Raw genomic sequence first — 8,306 nt, forward strand, 5'->3', positions numbered from 1 at the left:
GCTTGATCCACCACAGGAAGGTTCCCCCCGTCATGCCCGATGACAAGAAGCTCGTCGACTACCTCAAGTGGGTCACGGCCGATCTGCACAAGACCCGCAGGCGGCTGGAGGAGGCCGAGGCCCACCGGCGCGAACCCATCGCCGTCGTCGGCATGGCCTGTCGGCTGCCCGGCGGGGTGAACTCGCCCGAGGAGTACTGGAACCTCCTCGACGAGGGCCGCGACGGCATCACGCCCTTCCCCGCCGACCGCGGCTGGGACCTCGACGCCCTCAACGGCGAGGGCCCCGGGAGCAGCGCCGCGGGCGAGGGCGGGTTCGTCGACGCGGCCGCCTTCGATGCTGGCTTCTTCGGGATCTCGCCCCGCGAGGCCGTCGCGATGGACCCGCAGCAGCGCATCCTGCTGGAGACGTCCTGGGAGGCCGTGGAGCGGGCCGGTATCGACCCGGTCTCGCTGCGCGGCAGCCGCACCGGCGTCTTCGTCGGCACCGCGGGCGTCGACTACGTCGGCGTCGTCATGAACTCCCGCGAGGACGCCGAGGGGCACGCCACCACCGGCCTCACCGCGAGCGTCGTCTCCGGGCGCCTCTCCTACGCCTTCGACCTCGCGGGCCCTGCGGTCACCGTCGACACCGCCTGCTCGGCGTCCCTGGTCGCCATCCACCTGGCCGCGCAGGCCCTGCGCAACGGCGAGTGCGGCCTCGCCCTCGCGGGCGGCGTCACCGTCATGTCGACGCCCATGGGCTTCTCCGGCTTCACCCGCCAGGGCGGCATCTCCACCAGCGGCCGCTGCAAGGCCTTCGCCGACGACGCCGACGGCACCGGCTGGTCGGAGGGCGCGGGCGTCCTCGTCCTGGAGCGGCTCTCCGACGCCCGCCGCAACGGCCACCAGGTCCTCGCGGTGCTGCGCGGCTCCGCCATCAACCAGGACGGCGCCTCCAACGGCCTCACCGCCCCCAACGGCCCCTCGCAGCAGCGGGTGATCCGGCAGGCGCTGGCCGGTGCCGGACTCTCCTCCGCCGACGTCGACGCCGTCGAGGCGCACGGCACCGGCACCCCGCTCGGCGACCCGATCGAGGCGCAGGCGCTGCTGGCCACCTACGGCCAGGACCGCCCGGAGGACCGGCCGCTGCTGCTCGGCTCGGTGAAGTCCAACATCGGCCACTCGCAGGCCGCCGCCGGTGTCGCCGGGGTCATCAAGACGATCCTCGCCATCCGGCACGGCGTCCTGCCCAAGTCGCTGCACATCGGCGAGGCGTCCACGCACGTCGACTGGAGCGCGGGCAACGTCGCGCTGCTCACCGAGCGCCGCGCCTGGCCCGAGACGGGCCGCCCGCGCCGGGCCGGTGTGTCGTCCTTCGGCATCAGCGGCACCAACGCGCACGTCCTCATCGAGCAGGCGCCGGACGCGGAACCCGCCGACGACGAGCCCGGGAAGCCGACCGCCACCCCCACCGTCGTCCCCTGGACGGTCTCCGCCAAGACGCGGGACGCCCTGGACGCCCAGCTCGCCAGGATCACGTCCGTCACCGGCGCCTCGCCGCTGGACCTCGGGTACTCGCTGGCCACCGGACGGTCCTCCTTCGAGCACCGCGCGGTGCTGCTGGCCGGTGCGGAGGGCGCTCCCGTGGAGGCGGCCAGGGGCCGTGCCGCGGAGCGCTCCCTCGCGGTGCTGTTCTCCGGTCAGGGTTCGCAGCGGGCCGGGATGGGCCGTGAACTGCACGGCCGCTTCCCGGTGTTCGCCCAGACGCTGGACGCGGTCCTGGCCGCTCTTGACGTCCCGGAGCTGCGGGAGGTGCTGTTCGCGGAGGCCGACGACCGTCTGCACACGACCGGGTACACGCAGCCCGCGCTGTTCGCCGTCGAGGTCGCCCTCTACCGCCTGGTCGAATCGTGGGGTGTGCGCCCGGAGTTCGTGGCCGGTCACTCGATCGGTGAGATCGCGGCCGCGCACGTCGCCGGGGTGTTCTCCCTGGAGGACGCGTGCGCGCTGGTCTCGGCCCGTGCCCGTCTGATGCAGGAACTGCCGTCCGGCGGTGCCATGGTGGCCGTCCAGGCGACCGAGGCGGAGATCGCCGACCGGCTCACCGGCGGGGTCGCGCTCGCCGCCGTCAACGGGCCCGACTCCGTGGTCGTCGCCGGTGACGAGGCCGAAGTCCTGGCGCTCGCGGCCGAGTTCACCGCCGAGGGCCGCAAGACCTCCCGGCTCTCGGTCAGCCACGCCTTCCACTCGGCCCTCATGGACCCGATGCTGGACGCCTTCCGCGTCGTCGCCGAGGGCCTCACCTACGCCGAGCCGACGATCCCGGTCGTGTCCAACGTCACCGGCGCGCTCGCCACCCCCGGCCAACTCTCCACCGCTGATTACTGGGTGGAGCACGTCCGCTCCACCGTCCGGTTCGCCGACGGCGTCCGCGCCCTCGCCGAAGCGGGCGCCGACGCCTACCTGGAGGTCGGCCCCGGCGGTGTCCTGACCGCCCTCACCCGGCAGACCCTCGACGCCACCGACGCCGCCGACAGCGTGGCCGTCCCCGCGCTGCGCGCCCAGCGGCCCGAACAGGACGCCCTCCTCACCGGCCTCGCCCAGCTGCACGTGTCCGGCGTCCGGATCGACTGGCCCGCCTGGTTCGAGGGCACCGGCGCCCACCGCACCGAGCTGCCCACCTACGCCTGGCAGCACCGCCGCTACTGGCCCCGCCCGCTCGCCCACGCGGCCGACATCCCCGGCGCGGGACTCACCCCGGCCCAGCACCCGCTGCTCGGCGCCGCCGTCTCCCTCGCCGGGTCCGAGGGCGTCCTGCTCACCGGACGGGTCGGACTGCGCACCCACCCCTGGCTCGCCGACCACACCATGGGCGGCCACATCCTCTTCCCCGCCACCGGCTTCCTCGAACTGGCCGTCCGCGCCGGTGACCAGGTCGGCTGCGGCCGGGTCCAGGAACTCGTCCTCACCACCCCCCTCGCCCTCGACCCGAAGGCCGCCGTCGCCGTCCAGGTCACCGTCGGCACCCCCGACGCCTCCGGCGGACGCCCCCTGGGCATCCACTCCAGGCCCGCCGACGCGCCCGCCGACGAGCCGTGGACCCAGCACGCCGACGGCGTCCTCGTCCCCGGCGAGCACCGGGTGCCCTTCGAGGAGACCGCCTGGCCGCCCGTCGACGCCACCCCCGTCGACCTCACCGGCTTCTACGAGCGCACCGAGTACGGCCCCGTCTTCCAGGGCCTGCGCGCCGCCTGGACCCGCGGCGACGACGTCTTCGCCGAGCTGGAACTGCCCGCCCGCGCCGACGACGCCGCCCTCTTCGGCATGCACCCCGCCCTGCTCACCGCCGCCCTCCACGCGGTGGAGTACGTCGACCTCAAGGACGCCGACCAGGGCCTGCTGCCGTTCTCCTGGTCCGACGTCACCCTGCACGCCTCCGGCGCCACCCGGCTGCGGGTACGCATCGGCAAGGGCGGCGAGGACACCGTCTCCCTCGCCGCCGTCGACACCGCCGGACGCCCCGTGCTGTCCGTCGCCGCGCTCGCCCTGCGCCCCTCGTCCGCCGCCCGGCTGCTCGGCCCCGGCGCCACCGACCGGGCCTGCCTGCTGCGCCTGGACTGGGTGCCCGCCGACCCCGGCGGCACGACCGCCCCCGGCCCCCGCGCGGGCCTGGGCACCGACCCCTTCGGCACCGGCACCACCCTCACCTCCCTCGACGAGGTCACCGAGGACGGCACCGTCGTCCTCGTGCCCGTCCCCGACAACGGCGACGACCCGGTCGCCGCCACCCACGAGGCGACCCGCGCCACCCTCGCCCTGCTCCAGGAGTGGCTGGCCGCGCCCCGGCCCGCGGGCGCCCGCCTCGTCTTCGTCGCCCGCGGCGTCGTCGGCGCCGTCCCCGGCGACCCGGCGGAGAACCTCGCTGGCGCCGCCGTCTGGGGCATGGTCCGCACCGCCCAGGGCGAACACCCCGGCAGCCTCACCCTCGTCGACCTCGAACCCGGCACCCCGCTGCCCCTGGACGAGATCCTCGCCGCCGACGAACCGCAGAACGCCGTCCGCTCCGGACAGCTCCTCGTCGGCCGCCTCGCCCAGCTCCCCCCGCCCGCGGGGGACCAGGACGGACCCGAGCGCCCCGACCTCTTCGGCGGCGCCCGCGGCGGCACCGTCCTCATCACCGGCGGCACCGGCACCCTCGGCGCGCTCACGGCCCGCCACCTCGTCGCCCACCACGACGTCACCCGGCTGCTGCTGGTCGGACGGCGCGGACCCGACGCCCCCGGCGCCGCCGAACTCGCCGCCGAACTGCGTGAGTCGGGCGCCGACGTCACCGTCGCCGCCTGCGACGTCACCGACCGGGACGCCCTGGCCGCCCTCCTGGACGGCCTGGACGACGCCCACCCGCTCACCGGCGTCGTCCACGCCGCCGGCATCCTCGACGATGCCGTCGTCACCTCCCTCACCCCCGAGCGCCTCGCCGGAGTGCTGCGCCCCAAGGCCGACGCCGCCTGGCACCTGCACGACCTCACCCGCCACCTCGACCTCGACGCGTTCGTCCTCTACTCCTCCATCTCCGGTGTCACCGCGCGCGCCGGACAGGCCAACTACGTCGCCGCCAACCTCGTCCTCGACACCCTCGCGCAGCACCGCGCCGCCCAGGGCCTGCCCGCCCTGTCCGTCGCCTGGGGCGCCTGGGACCTCGACGACGGCATGGCGGGCGACCTGCTCACCGACGCCGGACGCCAGCGCATCCGCTCCCGCGGCATCGACACCCTGCCCAGCGACCGCGCCCTCGACCTGCTCGACGCGGCCCTGGCCCGCAGGCTCCCGTTCGTCGTGGCCACCACCCTGGGCACGCCCCCGGCCGCCGTCCACGCCGACGAGGTGCCGCCGCTGATGCGCGGCCTGGTCACCGCACCCCGCAGGACCGCCGCGGCCGCGGGCCCGGCCCGGGTCCTCGACGCGGCCTCCTTCCGCGAGAGCTTCGCCTCCCTCTCCGCCGCCGACCAGGAGAGCGCCCTGCGGGACCTGGTCACCGCCTGTTCCGCCGAACTCCTCGGCCACACCGACCCGACCGAGATCGACCCCGAGCGCGACTTCCTCGAACTCGGCTTCGACTCCCTGATCGGCATCGAGCTGCGCCGCAAGCTCAGCGAGGTCACCGGCCTCCAGCTGCCCGCCAGCATCGTCTACGACAGCGGCTCCCCGAACGGCCTCACCGCCTGGCTGCGCACCGAACTCGGCGCCCAGGGCGGCGCCGCCCCGCAGACCGGCGCGGCCGGCGGCCCCACCGAGAACGACTCCATGGAGCGCCTCTTCCTCGACGGACTCGCCCAGGGCAAGCTGCGCGAGGCCCAGCGGATGCTCGCCACCGTCGCCGCGCTCCGCCCGTCCTTCGAGGTCACCGCCGAACTGGAGGACCTGCCCTGGCCGGTGACGCTCGCCGAGGGACCCGCCGCCACCCGGCTGGTCTGCGTCAGCGCGCCCACCGCCAACGGCGGCGTCCACCAGTACGCCACCCTCTCCGGGCACTTCAGGGGCCGCCGCGACGTCTCCGCCCTGCCCCTGGTCGGCTTCAACACCGGTGAGGCGCTGCCCGCCCACCCCGCCGCGGCCGCCCGGGTCATCGCCGAGAGCGCCCTCCAGGCCGCCGACGGCAAGCCCTTCGTCCTCGTCGGCCACTCCTCCGGCGGCTCCCTCGCCTACGCGGCGGCCGGGGTCCTGGAGAGCACCTGGGGCATCCGCCCGACCGCCGTCGTCCTCCTCGACACCCTCAGCATCCAGCACAACAGCGACGAGGGCGTCGACTACAACGGCATGATGAAGTTCAACTTCACCGCCGTCGACGACTCCCCGGTGCGCCTCACCAACTCGCGCCTCTCCGCGATGGGCCGCTGGATGGTGCTCCTCAACGCCCTGGACGTGACCCCCACCACCGCGCCCGTCCTGGAGATCAAGTGCACCCGGGCGCTCATCGAGGGCGTCCCCGCGCCCGACCCGGAGCGGCTGCACATCCCGGTCGTGCCCGGCGCCGACGTGCTGCCCCTCGACTCCGACCACCTGTCCCTCATCCGTGAGGACTCGGGACCCGCCGCCGACCTCGTCCACGAGTGGCTCACCGCCCTGGAGGATCGGGCCGCGGCGGAGCCGGAGGCGGTGCCCGCGGGCTGAGCACCCCGTACCCCTCCGAAGGCCCAGGACCGGTCGCACCGCCACCGGTCCCGGGACTTCGGAGTACCCCCGGACGCGTGCGCGGAAATATTCCCGGGGCCGCCCCCGAACGCGTCCGTGAATAGCGAAGACAGTCGAGGGAATCCACCAGTCCTTCGCGCCCCGCCCCGCCGCCGCCGAGCTCCCGCACGCCCGCGACGTCCCCATGCTCTAGGGAAACACGCAGTCCGAGATCGCCAAACTGGCCTTCGGAACGGTCGGGTCGTGGAATTCGGAAATCGCCGTTCACCGAACTTCGCGTTTTCCGGAATCTCATGGAGAGGTGGGCTACCTGATGTCGAACGAGGACAAGCTCCGCGCGTACCTCAAGCGGGCCGTCGCCGACCTTCAGGAGGCCAGGCAGCAGCTCAGCGAGGCCGAGGACCGCGACCGCGAGCCCATCGCCGTCGTCGGCATGGCCTGCCGCTACCCCGGCGGCGTCCGCACCCCCGACGACCTGTGGGACCTGGCCGCCGACGGCGTCGACGCCATCTCCCCCTTCCCCGCCAACCGCGGCTGGGACCTGGACCGGCTGTTCCACCCGGACCCCGCGCACCACGGCACCACCTACGCGCGCGAGGGCGGATTCCTGCACACCGCGGGCGAGTTCGACCCGGCCTTCTTCGGTATCTCGCCGCGCGAGGCCCTCGCCATGGACCCCCAGCAGCGCCTGCTCCTGGAGACGTCCTGGGAGGCCCTGGAGCGCGCCGGGATCGTCCCCGACACCCTCACCGGCAGCAGCACCGGCGTCTTCGTCGGCACCGGCCACGGCGACTACGACGGCGCCTCCCGGGGCCGTCAGGAAGAGGTCGCGGGACACCTGCTGACCGGCAACACCGTCGCCGTCGCCTCCGGCCGCCTCTCCTACACGTACGGCTTCGAGGGCCCCGCGGTCACCGTCGACACCGCCTGCTCCTCCTCCCTGGTCGCGCTCCACCTCGCGGTCAGGTCCCTGCGCCAGGGCGAGTGCTCCCTCGCCCTCGCGGGCGGCGCCACCGTGATGTCGACGCCGAAGATGTTCACCGAGTTCTCCCGGCAGCGCGGCCTCGCCGCCGACGGCCGCTGCAAGGCGTTCGCCGAGGGCGCCGACGGCACCGCCTGGTCCGAGGGCGTCGGCCTGATCCTCCTGGAGCGCCTCTCCGACGCCCGCCGCAACGGCCACCAGGTCCTCGCCGTGGTCCGCGGCTCGGCCATCAACCAGGACGGCGCCTCCAACGGCCTCACCGCCCCCAACGGCCCCTCCCAGCAGCGTCTGATCCGCCAGGCCCTCATCGACTCGGGGCTCACCGCGGGCGAGGTCGACGTCGTCGAGGCGCACGGCACCGGCACCACCCTCGGCGACCCCATCGAGGCGCAGGCGCTCCTCGCCACCTACGGCCAGGACCGGGGCGACTCCCAGCCGCTGCTGCTCGGCTCCCTCAAGTCCAACACCGGCCACACGCAGGCCGCTTCGGGTGTCGCGGGCGTCATCAAGATGGTGCAGGCCATGCGGCACGGCATCCTCCCCAAGAGCCTCCACATCGACGCGCCGACCCCGCACGCCGACTGGGCGGACGGCGGTGTCGAACTCCTCACCGACCACACCGTCTGGCCCGAGACCGGCCGTCCGCGCCGGGCCGCCGTGTCGTCGTTCGGCGTCAGCGGCACCAACGCGCACCTGGTCCTGGAGCAGGCGCCCGCCGAGGACCGCGCGGAGGAGAAGGCGGAGCCCGCCGACGCCGACGGCCGCTGGCTGCCCTGGGTGATCTCCGGCAAGACCCGCACCGCGGTCCGCGAGCAGGCCGCCCGCCTCGCCGACGCCGTCCGCTCCTCGGACGCGGGCGCGCTCGACGTGGCCCACGCCCTGGCCGCCACCCGGGTCGCCATGGACCACCGCGCGGTCGTCGTCGGACGAGCCACCGCCGACCTGCTCACCGGCCTCGACGCGCTCGCCGCGGGCGAGTCCTCACCCGCCACGGTGACCGCCACCGTGGGGGAGGGCACCGCGGGAACCGTCTTCGTCTTCCCGGGCCAGGGCTCCCAGTGGACCGGTATGGCAGTCGAACTCCTCGCCACCTCGCCGGAGTTCGCGTCCCGGATCGCCGAGTGTGCTGCCGCGCTCGCTCCGTTCACCGA

2 protein-coding genes are annotated in these 8,306 nt (G+C 74.7%); both read left to right on the forward strand.

What is annotated here, in order from left to right:
- Window positions 1-2: 2 nt before the first annotated feature.
- On the forward strand, window positions 3-6,152 hold the full coding sequence (locus tag GA0115242_RS16710; RefSeq protein WP_370672292.1) for an SDR family NAD(P)-dependent oxidoreductase: 6,150 nt from the start codon (window positions 3-5) through the stop codon (window positions 6,150-6,152).
- A gap of 334 nt (window positions 6,153-6,486) precedes the next feature.
- The coding region (locus GA0115242_RS16715; protein ID WP_141721615.1) for a type I polyketide synthase at window positions 6,487-8,306 on the forward strand (1,820 nt) is incomplete at its 3' end.

It is taken from the genome of Streptomyces sp. SolWspMP-5a-2 (assembly GCF_900091845.1).
Lineage (GTDB): Bacteria > Actinomycetota > Actinomycetes > Streptomycetales > Streptomycetaceae > Streptomyces > Streptomyces doudnae.